This window comes from Gordonia sp. (in: high G+C Gram-positive bacteria) (assembly GCF_047602025.1).
Classification (GTDB): Bacteria; Actinomycetota; Actinomycetes; order Mycobacteriales; family Mycobacteriaceae; genus Gordonia.
The window spans coordinates 2680520-2692979 of record NZ_JASGII010000001.1 but is presented as its reverse complement, the minus strand read 5'-3'; the positions used below and the strand labels follow the sequence as shown (position 1 = coordinate 2692979).

The following is a 12460-nucleotide window of genomic DNA, read 5'->3' as shown; positions in this document are numbered from 1 at the left end:
GGCCGTCGCCCGCGCTTCCCCGGATCGAAGGTTGAGAAATGAAGAAGCTCCTCCTGGCCGTCGCATCGGCCGCCCTGCTGACCGGCGCCCCGGCCGCGCCGGCGCACGCGGATATCGGCATCCGCGACACCCGTACCGCTGACCTGTTCGTGCGCGCGGAGCGCCCCACCGGCACCCAGATGGGGCGGGAGGCCCTGGCGTTCTGGAACCCGAGTGTGCCCAAGAGCGAGAAGCTCAAGGTCGTCCGCGGCGGCGCCAAGGAGAGCGCGAACCTGACCCGGATGTTCTCGGCGGGCAAGACCTACGACCTGTTCTCGGTCACCGGCCGTGCCGCGGGGGCACCGCAGATCGCCGGCGACACGATGTCGGTGCGCTTCCTGGCGAAGATGGCCGGCATCCCGTCGCTCGACACCACCTATTTCTACTTCCGCGAGGGCGGGCTGTGGAAGCTCGACATGAAGCGCTACGTCAACGCCAACCCCGAGCTCAAGAAGATGGGGTGGACCTGGTCGTACTGACCGCGGCGAGCAAACTAAGGTTTGACTAACCTAATTTCCGCTGCCTACAGTTCACGTGTTCCGACCCGCTCACGAAGGAGCCCCCGATGTTGAAGACCGCCAAGATCGCCGCTGCCCTGTTCGCCGGCTCGGTCACCCTAGGCCTTGTCGCGCCCGCCGCCCAGGCTGACGTCTCGGTGCGCGACGGAAAGACCGCGGATCTGTACGTGCGCGCCGAGAAGCCGAACAACGGCCAGCTCGAGCGCCAGTTCGCCGCGTTCTGGAACCCGCGCGTCCCGACGAACCCGAAGGTCGCCGTGTCCTACGGCGGCGAGAAGGCCCGCCCCGCACTGAACCAGGTCATGGGGATGTCGAAGACCTACGACTACTTCTCGATCCAGGGCCGCGCGGCAGGGCCGATCACCATCAACGGCAACCGCATGTCAGTCGTCGTGCACGGCGTGATGGCCGGCTTCCCCGCGCAGACCCTCCGCTACCACTGGCTGCGCGACGCAAACCTGTGGAAGTTCGACTGGAAGCGCACCTGCGCCGAGATCAAGTGCCAGGGCAACCCCAACTTCGGCTACTGAGCCGTAGTCACCGTCCGCAAGGAGACAACGATGTCCACGATGATGAAGACCATCACCGGAACCCTGTGTGCCGGGCTGCTCGCGGCGGGCCTGGCCGCCCCGGCCGCCGCGGCGCCCGACGTAACCATCCGCGGTGCCAAGACCGCCGACCTCTACATGCGTGCGGACAAGCCGTCCAAGCTCGAGGTCAAGAAGTCGTACGCGGCCTTCATGAACCCGAGCCTGCCGATCGGCCCGAAGCTCGAGGTCTCGGTCAACGGTGCGCAGAACCGCGGTGAACTGCAGCGCATGCTCGCCCAGTCGCGACAGTACGACTTCTTCTCGATGAAGGGCGACGTGGTCGCCGTGACCGTCAACGGCAACACCATGACCGCCCGCTTCCACGGCACGATGGCCGGCTTCCCGGCGCAGAGCTTCACGTACTTCTACGTCCGCGAGGGCAAGCTGTGGAAGTACAACTGGAAGCAGAACGCCAAGACCAACGGCATGCCCGCCAGGTTCGTTTGATCGAGGTAGCGGGGGTCACCAAGACCTACGGGAACAAGACCGCCGTCGACGACGTCTCGTTGACGGCCGCATCCGGCGAGATGACGTATCTGCTGGGTCCGAACGGGGCCGGCAAGTCGACGGTCATGCGGATGATCGCCGGGATCGCCAAGCCCGACCGGGGAACCATCACCGTCGACGGCAAGCCGCTGCGCGCGCACGGCGACCTCACCGGGGTGATCGGCTTCTGCTTGGGCGCCCAGTCGCGGAACCCGCAACACACCGCGGTCCAGCACCTGCGCTGGCAGGCGCGGTTGGCGGGGATCGCCCCGCGCGAGGCTGAGCGCGTCCTCGCGCTCGTCGGGCTCGAACCGGCGGCAAAGAAGCTCGTCGGGGGATTCTCCCTCGGCATGCTCCAACGGTTGGGCATCGCTTCGGCACTCCTCGGCGACCCCGCGACCCTGGTGCTCGACGAACCCGCCAACGGGCTCGACGTCGAAGGCGTGCTCTGGCTGCGCGAGCTGTTCCATCAGCTCACCGACCGGGGAACGACGCTCCTCGTCGCGTCGCACAACCTCCCCGAGGTCGAGGTGACCGCGTCGCGGATCATCATCATGGGCCAGGGCCGGGTGCTGTGCGACGCACCGCGCGACGACGTCCTCGCCCTCGGCGAGCAGCCCCGCCGACTCGAGTCGGCCTTCCTCAAGCTCACCCGCGGAACCGTCGAGTACGTGGCCGGGGCGCAGCGATGACGGGGCTGGTGCGCGCGGTGCGCTCGGAAATGGCGAAGCTGTCGTGGCGCAGTCCGGTCTGGTACGCGCTGGTGCCGTTGGCGATCATCCTCCCCATCGGGATCAACTCGACGCTGGCCGCCGCCGCACAGATGAACAAGATCAACGGCGGCGGCGGCATGGACACCGACAACGCCGCCTACTGGGTGATCATCTTCTCGACCTTCATCCTCATGGCCGGTGCGGTGACCTCGTATTGCGGTGAGTTCGCCAACCGGACCGCCGAGATCGTCTTCGGGATCTCGCCGCCCCGCTGGCGGCTGCCGGTGGCCAAGGTCGTCGTGTTCGGCGCCATCGCCGCGGGCACGGTCTTTCTGACCACGCTGGCCAACCTGGCCGTCCTGCCCAAGGTCTTCCCCGAGATCTGGGACCGCGTCGATCCGCTGGACCCGGCCGGTATCCGACTGCTGATCGGCACGCCGATACTCGCCCTGCTGGTGGTCGTGCTGGCCGTCGGCCTGGCGATGATCATTCCGCGTGCCGGCGCCGTGATCATGCTGCTGCTGTTGTGGAAGTGGGGCGTGGACATCGCGGTGGCGTTGATCCCCGGCGGCTTCGGCATCTTCCTGCAGCGCAGCTCGCTGTTCAAGAACGGGGAGATGGGCGCCGGCCAGTCGCCAACCTTCCAGAGCATGTTTGGCAGCGCCAACGGTTCGATGGCGTACTTCGCGGTCGTCTCCCTCATCGTGTTCGGCATCGGCCTGCTCCGGCTGACCCGGCGCGACGTCCCGAACGACTGACCCGGCCACTCGCGATTCCGCGGCGGCCCCGATCCGATAGCCTGGGAAACCGTGCTGCTCTCCGATCGCGACATCCGCGCCGAACTCGACTCCGGCCGCCTGGGCATCGACCCCTTCGAGGCCGACCTGGTCCAACCGTCGAGTGTCGACGTGCGTCTGGACGGGCTGTTCCGCGTCTTCAACAACACGCGCTACACGCACATCGACCCCGCCCAGCGGCAGGACGAGCTCACGACCCTCGTCGAGCCCAAGGAAGGTGAGCCGTTCGTGCTGCACCCCGGCGAATTCGTCCTCGGCTCCACCCTCGAGGTGTGCACCCTGCCCGACGACCTGGCCGGCCGCCTCGAGGGCAAGTCGTCGCTCGGCCGCCTCGGCCTGCTGACCCACTCGACGGCGGGCTTCATCGACCCGGGCTTCTCCGGCCACATCACCCTGGAGCTGTCCAACGTGGCCAACCTGCCGATCACCCTGTGGCCGGGGATGAAGATCGGGCAGCTGTGCCTGATCAAGCTCTCCAGCCCCGCCGAGAACCCGTACGGCAGCTCCGCAGTCGGTTCGAAATACCAGGGCCAGCGCGGCCCCACGCCGTCGAAGGCCTACCTGAACTTCATCAAGTCGTAGCCCGCGCGTCGGACACCCGCCACCGGCCGTCCCCCCGGCGCCGGTAGCCATGGGGTCATGAAGATGACTGTGATCGGCTGCGGCTACCTCGGTGCGACGCACGCGGCCTGCATGGCCGAGCTCGGCCACGAGGTCCTCGGCATCGACGTCGACGCCGCCAAGATCGAAGCGCTCGCCGCGGGCAGCGTCCCCTTCTTCGAACCCGGACTCGACGACGTGTTGCGGCGCAACATCGCCGCGGGCCGTCTGCGCTTCACCGGCGACTTCGCCGAGGCCGCCCGCTTCGGCAAGGTCCATTTCATCGGCGTGGGCACGCCGCAGCAGGCGAACTCCGACGCTGCCGACCTCACCCACCTGCGCACCGCCGTCCGCGAACTGGTCGGTCACCTGCGGGGCGACCACCTGATCGTCGGCAAGTCCACCGTCCCGGTCGGCACCTGCGCCGAGGTCGCCGAGGAGATCGCGGCCCTCTCCCGCGACGCCACGATCGAGCTCGCCTGGAACCCCGAGTTCCTGCGCGAGGGCTTCGCCGTCGACGACACCCTGCGGCCGGACCGCATCGTCGTCGGCACCGATCCGCAAACCACCGCGTCGACGGCCGTGGGTACCCTCACCGAGGTCTACCGGCCGATCATCGACGATGGCACGCCCTTCCTGACGATGGACTGGGCCACCGCCGAACTGGTCAAGGTCTCCGCCAACGCCTTCCTGGCCACCAAGATCTCCTTCATCAACGCGATCAGTGAGATTTGCGAGGTCGCCGGCGGCGACGTGACCGCCCTCGCCGACGCCATCGGCCACGACGCGCGCATCGGCCGCCGCTTCCTCAACGCCGGCCTGGGCTTCGGCGGCGGCTGCCTCCCCAAGGACATCCGGGCGTTCGCCGCGCGCGCCGAGGAACTGGGCGTCGGATCGGCGCTCCACCTGCTGCGCGAGGTCGACGCGGTCAACATGCGCCGCCGCGCCGCCGTCGTCGCCATGGCCGAGCGGGCCTGCGACGGATCGGTGCTCGGCCGCAACATCGCGGTCCTCGGTGCCTCGTTCAAACCGGAGAGCGACGACGTCCGCGATTCACCGGCCCTGGCGGTTGCCGCGCAACTCTCCCTGCTGGGTGCTCGGGTGTCCGTGTTCGATCCGAAGGCCGCCGCCAACGCGGCGCGCGTCCAGCCGTCGCTGCGCTACGCGGAATCGGCGCCCGACGCGGCGTGCGGAGCCGATCTGGTCATCGTCGCGACCGAGTGGGCCGAGTTCGTCCACATGGCACCGGCCGAGCTGTCCGAGGTGGTTTCGCGTCGACTCATCATCGACGCCCGCCGCTGCCTCGACGGTGCCGCATGGACCGCCGCCGGCTGGGACTACCGAATGGTGGGGTCGGCTCCGCAAGGCACGGTCGCCGGTGTCCGCGCGGTGCCATTCAACATGGCGAATACCTCGCGAATTCCCCTTCACCCTTGATATTCTTTGCTAATGCAAACGCCGGACGGCCCAGCTGTGCGTCGTCACGCGGAGCCGAATGCAGCTCTTGACCATGCGCTTGCCGCACGGTTGATCGCTGACGGCCGGGTACTGCCGCCCGAGACCCCGCAATGGGAGGCCGAACTGCTCGCGGTCATGGCCACCGCCCGGGCGCGACTCGAATCCCATTCCTCGGCCTACCTCCTGGGCGACTCGTACGTGTCCCTGGTGCTGGTGACCCGTGAGGACATCGAGGGGCTGGAGCGGGAAGCGCGCCTGACGCGGTTGGGGAGCGAGTTGCCCGACCACATCGATGCGCGGCATACGCTGGGGGCCCACCCGCCGGCGCCGGAGACCATCCCGCCCAAGTGGCGTCGGCCGTCCGGCGGTGAGTCGACACAACAGACCGCGGCCAACGATTCCCCCTTTGCGGTGGAGGTGTCGGTCCGGGTGGAGGGCACCGGCTCCGGGCAGCCTCGCGTCGAAGTCAATCAGCCTGGTGCGCCGTCGCCGACTTTGCCGCCGGGACCGCCGCAGCCGCCGCCACCGAGCAGGCCGCACCGGCCGCACCGGACTCCGCCGGTGGAGGTCGTCGGCACGCCGTGGATCGAGCCGGTCGGATCGCCGCCGGTCGAGGTGGTGGGCGGCGCGGTGGCCGCGGCCGCTCACCACGATCAGCACGACGAGGGTGCCGACCACGTCGACGATGCTGACGAGCAACGCCCCCGCCACGTACGGGTGATCGCCGCCGTCGGGGTCATTGCGCTGGGCATCGGATTCGCCGCGGGCGCGGCCACCCGGATGAACTCGGATCCGGACGATGAGGTACCCCTCGCCAAGGCGTCGGTATCGATACCGACGGGCCCGGATCTGACGGATCCGGACGATGGCTCGGCCGCCGACTATCCGTCGGAATCCGTGGAACCGCTGCGCCTGATCAAGCGTCGACCGGAGGATGCGGCCAGACGGCCATCAGACGAAATGCCTGTTCCGGCGACTCAGCCGCAACCGTCGCCCCCGGGCCAGAATGGCGCGGCCCCGCAGTTGCACCCCCGGCCGCCGCACCTGGGTCGGCGAGCCATTCCGAACCCGCTTCCGGGCCTTGGTCCTATCCCGTTGCCCTAGTTCCAGGGTTCGTGGATGAGGCTTTGACGTGCTAGTTTTGGCCCATGCAGGAGAAGGACGGCCCCGCTGTGCGGCCCTCTGCTGCCGTCACCACGATGGTCGAGCCGAGCGCTGAGAAGGTGGACGGGCCCCTCGTCGTGCCGGCGCAATCCGGCCCCCCGTCGGCCGAGCACTCCGTCGTCGGCGAGTCCGAGTACCACGACTTCGACCCCGGTGAGGACTACTTCGAGCTCCACGAGCAGTTCGATTCCTACGCCACCATCACCGACGCGGAGCCCGCACAGCAGGCCGGCGCGAGGCCGGCCGCGGGCCTGCTGAACCGCGACGTGCCGCGCTGGGCAGTGCCGGCCGGTGGCGCTGCCGCCGTCCTCGTCGTCGGCATCGGCATCGTCGGGGTCGCCGCCGCGGACAAGGGGAGCGCGCCGGCGAAGCCGGAAACCGCAGCCGTCCCGACGGCCGAACCGACCCAGCCCGTCCCGCGGCTCGCGGCGCCCAAGGCCAAAGCGCCGGCCGCGCCGGTCACCACGCAGCCGCTGAAGGCGATGCGCCCGCCGGTTCAGGTCTCCGTCCCGCAGTCGCAGAACCAGACTTCCCGTTCGGGTGGACCCGTGCGCCAGCGCGCGCGCCGCTCGGCACCGCGCCCGCCCAGCATCAACATTCCGGGCCTGCCGCCGCTCCGCCTGCCCTAGCCCCGGTCTCCGAGATAGTCGGCCAGCTGGTTCGACATCGCCGCATCCAGCTCACGGTTGAGCACGTTGTGCGCCGACACCATGCCCGCCTTGCGCAACTCGGCGAGCAGTTCGGCGGCCCACGCCGACTCGTCCTTCGTCTCCGGCAGCCAACCGTCGTGATGCTGCTCGGCGATGAAGGTCCGGCCCGCCGAGATGAGCGTGCTCGCGACGTCGGCCATCTCCTTGGCCGCCTTGCCGTGGACGGTGAGGATTCCGTCGAGGGAGACGCCCAACTTGACCAGCCGGCTGTACGCCTCGATGGTGTCGGTGTCGAGCACGCGGTAGCGACGCTGCTTCGATTTCGACGACGGCTCCTCGGCGATCAACCCGAACTCGGTGAGCTTCGCCAGGTGCCGCGGATTCGTCGTGTTGAGCAGGTCCTTGAGCTCGGCGGCCGTCATCGTGGCGGTGTGCGTCGACGCGAACGGCGCCGACACCACGTCTTCGAGGCCGAGTACCTCGGCCAGGTCGTCGCCGCGCTGCATGCCGGTGAAGAAGTCGGCGATGTGGCGGGTGGTGAAACCCTTGCGCAGAAGTCGGTTGATCACCTGGAGCCGCTCCAGGTGCATGTCGCTGTAGATGGCGATCCGGCCGCGGCGCACCGGGCGCGGCAACAGTCCGCGGTCCTGGTAACCGCGGACGTTGCGCGTCGTCGTCCCGGCCTCGCGGGCGAGGTCGTCGATGCGGTATTCAGCCATGGTGGCCCAACCCTACTGCCGGTAGGACGACAGGAAGTTGCCGATTCGCTCGATCGCCTCCGACAGATCCTGGGCCCAGGGCAGGGTGACGATGCGGAAGTGGTTCTTGTCGTCGAGGTTGAACCCGCTGCCCTGCACGACGAGGATCTTCTCCTGCAGGAGCAGGTCCTGCACGAACTGCTCGTCGTCGTGGATCTCGTGGACCTCCGGGTCCAGCCCGGGGAAGGCGTACAGCGCGCCGCGCGGCTTCACGCAGGAGACACCGGGAATCTCGTTGAGCTTCTCCCAGGTGACGTTGCGCTGCTCGTACAGTCGGCCGCCGGGCTTGCACAGCGCATCGATCGACTGATAGCCGCCCAGGGCCACCTGGATCGCGTGCTGACCGGGCACGTTCGAGCACAGGCGCGTCGAGCAGAGGACGTGCAGGCCCTCGATGAAGCCCTGCGCATGTTCCTTCGGCCCGGTGAGGACGACCCACCCGGCGCGGTACCCGCACACCCGGTACGCCTTGGAGAGGCCGTTGAAGGTCAGACACAGCAGGTCGGGGGCCAACGACGCGATCGAGACGTGCTCGGCGTCGTCGTAGAGGATCTTGTCGTAGATCTCGTCGGCGAGCAGCAGCAGCGAGTGGCGCCGGGCGACGTCGGCGATCTGGGTGAGGACCTCGCGCGAGTAAACGGCGCCCGTCGGGTTGTTCGGGTTGATGACCAGCAGCGCCTTGGTGCGGTCGGTGATCTTCGACTCGATGTCGGCGACGTCGGGCTGCCAGCCGTTCGACTCGTCGCAGCGGTAGTAGACCGGCTTGCCGCCCGACAGCGTCGTCATGGCCGTCCACAGCGGGTAGTCCGGCGACGGGATCAGTACCTCGTCGCCGTCGTTGAGCAGCGCCTGCATCGTCATGGTGATGAGCTCGGAAACGCCGTTGCCGAGCAGGACGTCGTCGACGTCGACGTAGGGGAACTCGTCGATCGTCTCGTAGCGGGTGACCACTGCGCGCCGCGCGGACTGCACGCCGGCGGACTCGGAGTAGCCCTGCGAGTACGGCAGCGCGTGGATCATGTCGCGCATGATCACGTCCGGCGCCTCAAAGCCGAACAGTGCGGGGTTGCCGATGTTCAGCTTCAGGATCCGGTGGCCCTCGGCCTCCAGCCGCGCTGCGTGCGCGTGCACCGGTCCACGGATCTCGTAGCAGACGTTCTGCAGCTTGTAGGACTGCTCGAGCGGCTTGAGGTTCGTGTTCGGGTGCGAAACGTGCGGTCTACTCACCAGTCAATTGTGACAGCCGCCCACAACCGGATTTCACCGAACCCGGGCTCTGTTGCCCAGGCGTGACCGGCGCCATATCTCCTGGCAGCGCCGTACGGCGTCGACCTAGTGCTGTCCCGGCTTCTTCTTGCCCGCGGCCATGCCGAAGCCCTTGGCCTTCGCCTCGGTCGCCTCGGTGTCGGCGGCGCCGTCGGTCGACGGGGCGGGAGCCGGTGCGTCGCTGACGGGAGCCGGTGCGGCCTCCTCGGCAGCGGGTGCGGCTGCGGCCTCCGCGGGAGCCTCGGTTGCCGGTGCGGACTCGGCGGCCGGAGCGGCTGGTGCCGTCGCGGCCGGAGCAGCGGCTTGTCCGGGCTTCTTGATGCCGCCCTTCATGCCGAAGCCCTTGGCCTTGCCCTCGGTCGCCTCGGTGGTCGCCGCCGTCGCCGGGGCAGCCGGAGCAGCCTCGGCAGCGGGTGCGGCCGCGGCGGGAGCCTGGGCGGCCGGTGCGGACTCGGCGGCCGGTGCGGCTGGTGCACTCGCGGCCGGAGCTGCTGCCGGTGCCGAAGCCTGTCCGGGCTTCTTGATGCCGCCCTTCATGCCGAAGCCCTTGGCCTTGCCCTGGGTCGCCTCGGTGGCGGCCGGAGCGGCGGGGGCTTCAGCGGCGGGTGCGGCCTGGGCAGCCGGCGCGGCGTCAGCAGCGGGAGCCGCGGCCTGTCCGGGCTTCTTGAGCCCGCCCTTCATGGCGAATCCCTTTGCCGCGGGCGGACCGGCCGGTGCGGCCGGTGCCTCAGCGGCGGGAGCCGACTCGGCGGGAGCGGCGGGCGCAGCGGCAGGAGCGGCACCTCCACCGGGCTTCTTCATGCCGCCACCCATGCCGAAGCCCTTGGCGGCCGGGGGACCGGCGGGGGCCTCGGCTGCCGGAGCAGCCGCAGCGGCAGGAGCGGCCGGGGCGGTTCCGCCGCCGGGCTTCTTCATGCCGCCACCCATGCCGAAGCCCTTCGCGGCCGGCGGTCCGGCGGGAGCGGCCGACGTGGACGGAGCGGCGGCGGCCGGAGCGGCAGCGGGTGCCGGTGTGGCGGCCGGAGCCGGCTCCTCGACCAGTGCGACCGGCGGGGCCGGCTGTTCGACGTCGCCGGGGCTGCGGACCTTGCCCTCGCGGGTCACGTCGATCTCGATGCCGCGCTTGACGCCCTCCAGCAGCAGCTGGGCGACGTCGACGACCTCGATCTGGTCCTCGTTCTCGGTACCGGCGGTCTGTGCGGTCACACCGTCGGTCAGCATGACGCGGCAGAACGGGCAGCCGGTGGCGATCTTCTGCTTCTCACCGGTCAGCTCGGGGCCGTTTTCGAGCGTGTTCAGCGCCTCGTCGACACGGTCGATGTTGATGCGCTTGCCGATCTGCTCCTCCATCCACATGCGGGCGCCACCGGCGCCACAGCACATGGAGCGCTCGCCGTGGCGAGGCATTTCGGTCAGCGTCGAACCCGAGGCCTCGACGAGCTCGCGCGGAGCGTCGTAGACCTGGTTGTGCCGACCCAGGAAGCAGGGGTCGTGGTAGGTGACCGACTCGCCGCTGGGCGGGGCCACCGGGATGAGGCGCTTCTCGCGGACGAGGCGGTTCAACAACTGGGTGTGGTGCACGACCTCGAAGCGGCCGCGCTCGTCGTCGACCTGCGGGTACTCGTTGCTCAGCGCGTTGAAGCAGTGCGCACAGGTGACGACGATCTTCTTGCGCTGCGTCGGCGCGGTCGCGAACAGCTCGTCGAATTGCTCGATGTTCTGCTGCGCGAGCATCTGGAACAGGAACTCGTTGCCGGCGCGGCGAGCGGAGTCACCGGTACAGGTCTCGCCCTCGCCGAGGACGAGGAAGTTGACCGCGGCGGTGTCGAGCAGCTCGGCGACGGCCTTGGTGGTCTTCTTGGCGCGGTCCTCGTAGGCACCGGCGCAGCCGACCCAGAACAGGTACTCGAAGCCGGCGAAGCTCTCGGTGTCCTTGCCGTAGACCGGGATGTGGATGTCCATCTCGTCGATCCACGCGGTGCGCGCCGACGGGGACTGGCCCCACGGGTTGCCCTTGTTCTCCAGGTTCTTGAACAGGCCGGCCAGCTCGGTCGGGAAGTCCGACTCGATCAGCACCTGGTAGCGGCGCATGTCGACGATGTGGTCGACGTGCTCGATGTCGACCGGGCACTGCTCGACGCAGGCGCCGCAGTTGGTGCAGCTCCACAGCGTCTCGGTGTCGATGACGGCGCCCTCGCCGTGGCCCAGGGCCTCGCCGACGAGCGGGCGCTCGGCCTCGGCGCGCGCCGCCTCGGGAATGGCGTTGATCTTGTCGGTCAGCGCGTTGCCGTCGGCGTCGACCAGGCCGACCTCGTCGCCGCCCATGTCCTTGCGGCCGCCGGCCAACAGGTACGGGGCCTTGTCGTAGCCGTGGTCGCGCAGCGACATGATGAGCAACTTCGGGCTCAGCGGCTTGCCGGTGTTCCACGCGGGGCACTGGCTCTGGCAGCGACCGCACTCGGTACACGTGGTGAAGTCCAGCCACGCCTTCCAGCTGAAGTCCTCGATCTTGCCGGCGCCGAAGGCGTCGACGTCGGGGTCGGCGGTCTCCATGGTGAGCGCCTTGCCGCCGGACATCATCGGCTTGAGCGCACCGAGGGCGACGCCGCCGTCGTTCTCGCGCTTGAAGAAGATGTTGGGGAAGGCCGAGAAGCGGTGCCAGGCCACGCCCCAGTTGACGTTGCTGCCGACCAGCAGCAGGAACAGGCTGCCCGAGAGCAGCTTGATCAGCGCGAAGATCGAGACCATCAGCGGGCTGGCCGGGAGCAGCTTGGCGACCTGCATCGTGAAGAAGTCCGACGCGGGGTTGCTGTGGTGGTAGGTGGCGATCTTGCCGGCCTTGACGAACACCATGCCGAGGCCCTCGATGAGGACGATCGTCTCGATCGTGTACGCGGGGAGGAAGCGGGAGCCGGAGAAGCGGGAGAGGCGCGACGGGACGCGCGGGTGGTTGAGCTGGCGCAGGATGATCAGGGTGACGATGCCGACGACGGTGCCGATGCCCAGGAGCTCGTCCCAGAGGTGCCAGCCGAAGGTGTTGCCGATGATCGGCCAGTGGAAGTCGGGGTTGATCGATTGGCCATAGGCCTCGAAGAACAGCGGGAAGCCGCCGAGAAAGCCGATCATCACCAGCCAGTGGGCCCAGCCGACGGTGCGGAACTTGGCCATCCGGGTGTGCGCGAGGAACTCCTTGAGCATCGTCCACAGGCGCGGGAGGAACGGCAGGAAGCGCCCGGGGGCGGGTTGGCCCTGCGCGACCGTGCGGAAGATGCGGATGACACCGCGCCCGAAATTGGCCCAGCACAACAGGCTCAGAAAAGCCCCGATGAGTCCCAAAGTGATCGTCGTTGTACTCAACGAAGTCACCTCGCCTTTCGTCGACACGAGCAGGTACTACATACCGTCGTGAATACGGTAAAGC

The 12460-nt window shown here is 68.9% G+C and carries 12 protein-coding genes; 9 read left to right on the top strand and 3 right to left on the bottom strand.

From position 1 onward, the window contains the following. Window positions 1-38 precede the first annotated feature (38 nt). The 9 genes from QM728_RS13555 (at window position 39) to QM728_RS13515 (ending at window position 6994) form a co-directional block, all read left to right on the top strand. On the top strand, window positions 39-518 hold the full coding sequence (locus tag QM728_RS13555; protein WP_415032531.1) for a hypothetical protein: 480 nt from the start codon (window positions 39-41) through the stop codon (window positions 516-518). Window positions 519-604: 86 nt separating this feature from the next. Next, window positions 605-1087, top strand: a complete 483-nt coding sequence (locus QM728_RS13550; RefSeq protein ID WP_415032530.1) for a hypothetical protein — start codon at window positions 605-607, stop codon at window positions 1085-1087. A 30-nt stretch (window positions 1088-1117) separates the two neighbouring features. Next, on the top strand, window positions 1118-1594 hold the full coding sequence (locus tag QM728_RS13545) for a hypothetical protein (RefSeq protein WP_415032529.1): 477 nt from the start codon (window positions 1118-1120) through the stop codon (window positions 1592-1594). Next, window positions 1591-2325: an ABC transporter ATP-binding protein gene (locus tag QM728_RS13540; RefSeq protein ID WP_415032528.1), complete on the top strand. Its 735-nt coding sequence runs from the start codon at window positions 1591-1593 to the stop codon at window positions 2323-2325. Before QM728_RS13545 ends, QM728_RS13540 begins: the two co-directional genes overlap by 4 nt. Further along, the gene (locus tag QM728_RS13535) at window positions 2322-3104 is read left to right on the top strand and encodes an ABC transporter permease (RefSeq protein WP_415032527.1); all 783 of its coding nucleotides are present in this window, start codon (window positions 2322-2324) and stop codon (window positions 3102-3104) included. Before QM728_RS13540 ends, QM728_RS13535 begins: the two co-directional genes overlap by 4 nt. A 51-nt stretch (window positions 3105-3155) precedes the next feature. Beyond that, window positions 3156-3725: a dCTP deaminase gene (gene dcd / locus QM728_RS13530; RefSeq protein WP_415032526.1), complete on the top strand. Its 570-nt coding sequence runs from the start codon at window positions 3156-3158 to the stop codon at window positions 3723-3725. A 57-nt stretch (window positions 3726-3782) separates the two neighbouring features. Next, window positions 3783-5180, top strand: a complete 1398-nt coding sequence (locus QM728_RS13525; RefSeq protein ID WP_415032525.1) for a UDP-glucose dehydrogenase family protein — start codon at window positions 3783-3785, stop codon at window positions 5178-5180. 12 nt (window positions 5181-5192) lie between these two features. Beyond that, window positions 5193-6305 carry a hypothetical protein gene (locus tag QM728_RS13520; protein ID WP_415032524.1) on the top strand — a complete coding sequence of 371 codons (1113 nt, stop codon included), beginning with the start codon at window positions 5193-5195 and terminating at the stop codon, window positions 6303-6305. A gap of 44 nt (window positions 6306-6349) precedes the next feature. Then, window positions 6350-6994 carry a hypothetical protein gene (locus QM728_RS13515; protein WP_415032523.1) on the top strand — a complete coding sequence of 215 codons (645 nt, stop codon included), beginning with the start codon at window positions 6350-6352 and terminating at the stop codon, window positions 6992-6994. Here QM728_RS13515 and QM728_RS13510 read toward each other — a convergent pair. From QM728_RS13510 to QM728_RS13500, 3 genes are all read right to left on the bottom strand, one after another. Continuing rightward, window positions 6991-7734, bottom strand: coding sequence for a MerR family transcriptional regulator (locus QM728_RS13510; protein WP_415032522.1), 744 nt, complete (start codon window positions 7732-7734; stop codon window positions 6991-6993). The genes QM728_RS13515 and QM728_RS13510 overlap by 4 nt on opposite strands. A gap of 12 nt (window positions 7735-7746) precedes the next feature. Further along, window positions 7747-9000 carry a pyridoxal phosphate-dependent aminotransferase gene (locus QM728_RS13505; protein WP_415032521.1) on the bottom strand — a complete coding sequence of 418 codons (1254 nt, stop codon included), beginning with the start codon at window positions 8998-9000 and terminating at the stop codon, window positions 7747-7749. Window positions 9001-9105: 105 nt separating this feature from the next. Further along, window positions 9106-12396 carry a (Fe-S)-binding protein gene (locus QM728_RS13500; RefSeq protein WP_415032520.1) on the bottom strand — a complete coding sequence of 1097 codons (3291 nt, stop codon included), beginning with the start codon at window positions 12394-12396 and terminating at the stop codon, window positions 9106-9108. Window positions 12397-12460 lie beyond the last annotated feature (64 nt).

What these genes read in the sequence shown, in the direction of transcription:
- QM728_RS13545 (WP_415032529.1), top strand. Translation starts at nt 1,118, where the DNA reads ATGTCCACGATGATGAAGACCATCACCGGAACCCTGTGTGCCGGGCTG.
- QM728_RS13515 (WP_415032523.1), top strand. Translation starts at nt 6,350, where the DNA reads ATGCAGGAGAAGGACGGCCCCGCTGTGCGGCCCTCTGCTGCCGTCACC.
- QM728_RS13555 (WP_415032531.1), top strand. Translation starts at nt 39, where the DNA reads ATGAAGAAGCTCCTCCTGGCCGTCGCATCGGCCGCCCTGCTGACCGGC.
- QM728_RS13520 (WP_415032524.1), top strand. Translation starts at nt 5,193, where the DNA reads ATGCAAACGCCGGACGGCCCAGCTGTGCGTCGTCACGCGGAGCCGAAT.
- QM728_RS13550 (WP_415032530.1), top strand. Translation starts at nt 605, where the DNA reads ATGTTGAAGACCGCCAAGATCGCCGCTGCCCTGTTCGCCGGCTCGGTC.
- QM728_RS13535 (WP_415032527.1), top strand. Translation starts at nt 2,322, where the DNA reads ATGACGGGGCTGGTGCGCGCGGTGCGCTCGGAAATGGCGAAGCTGTCG.
- QM728_RS13510 (WP_415032522.1), bottom strand. Translation starts at nt 7,734, where the DNA reads ATGGCTGAATACCGCATCGACGACCTCGCCCGCGAGGCCGGGACGACG.
- QM728_RS13525 (WP_415032525.1), top strand. Translation starts at nt 3,783, where the DNA reads ATGAAGATGACTGTGATCGGCTGCGGCTACCTCGGTGCGACGCACGCG.